An 824-nucleotide genomic window follows, 5' to 3' on the forward strand; every position below is an offset into this window, starting at 1 on the left:
TATTATGGTGAGGCGTAGCGAGGGAGCCAAAAGCTCGCCGGTTTCTTGTACGCCGGTCTACTAACCTTGTTACGTCTCACCACCCCGTTTAGTAGCGGCTTGGTGAGGTTTCACAACCTGTACAAGAGGCCGCAACTATGGCTACCATTCAATCTTGCTCTAAATTTATCGATACTTATTGGATATTTCCTAAAAACTCCAATAGGCCTTCTAGCAAAGTCTCATTCACTCGTAATGACCATCGTATATTCAACGTGCTATTCAAGGACGATCGGCTTATCTGGGCTGGACGTAAGCCAGTGATGGAGGGGACGGCATGAGAACCTTCGACTTATCTAGCATCTCTGAATTACATGATGTGTTTCCAGAGCTAACGCCAGCCCAATTTGAAACGGCAATATTGTTCTGCCTTGGATTATCTCAAGGAGAAATAGCTCATCTACGTTCTGTTAGCTATCCAGCAATAAAACAGACGTTGGAAGATATTAAAATCAAGTTAGATTTCTATTCACTCAATAGCTTACTCGCCATGTTTCAGGTGCGTCTGTTTATCTTTGTGCTGGAAAAATGCAAAGTTGAGTATCGGAAAGATTAATCGGTAAATCGCTTCAAAGGCTCAATCTTCTTTGAGCCTTAACACACTACGTGTCGCTACCAATGTAAAAATGATCCACTTGCTAATGTAAAACTGATCCACCAAGAGTAAAAATGGCAGTTTTAAGGTACTGCCGATGATAACATTGGAGATCAGAGTGGAAATTTCTGTTTTACATCGCCAGGGTATGTCTATACGTGCGATTGCTCGACGGCTTTCATGCTCAAGA

The 824-nt window shown here is 42.6% G+C and carries 2 protein-coding genes; both read left to right on the plus strand.

Translation table 11 applies throughout. The features are described 5' to 3' along the window. Positions 1 to 316 precede the first annotated feature (316 nt). Complete coding sequence (locus CBG25_RS03765; protein ID WP_290603709.1) at positions 317 to 595, plus strand: helix-turn-helix transcriptional regulator; 279 nt, start codon at positions 317 to 319, stop codon at positions 593 to 595. A 136-nt stretch (positions 596 to 731) separates the two neighbouring features. After that, a partial coding sequence (locus CBG25_RS03770) for a helix-turn-helix domain-containing protein (RefSeq protein WP_290603829.1) occupies positions 732 to 824 on the plus strand: 93 nt, incomplete at its 3' end.

It is taken from the genome of Arsenophonus sp. ENCA (genome assembly GCF_002287155.1).
In the GTDB taxonomy this organism is placed as follows: Bacteria; Pseudomonadota; Gammaproteobacteria; order Enterobacterales; family Enterobacteriaceae; genus Arsenophonus; species Arsenophonus nilaparvatae.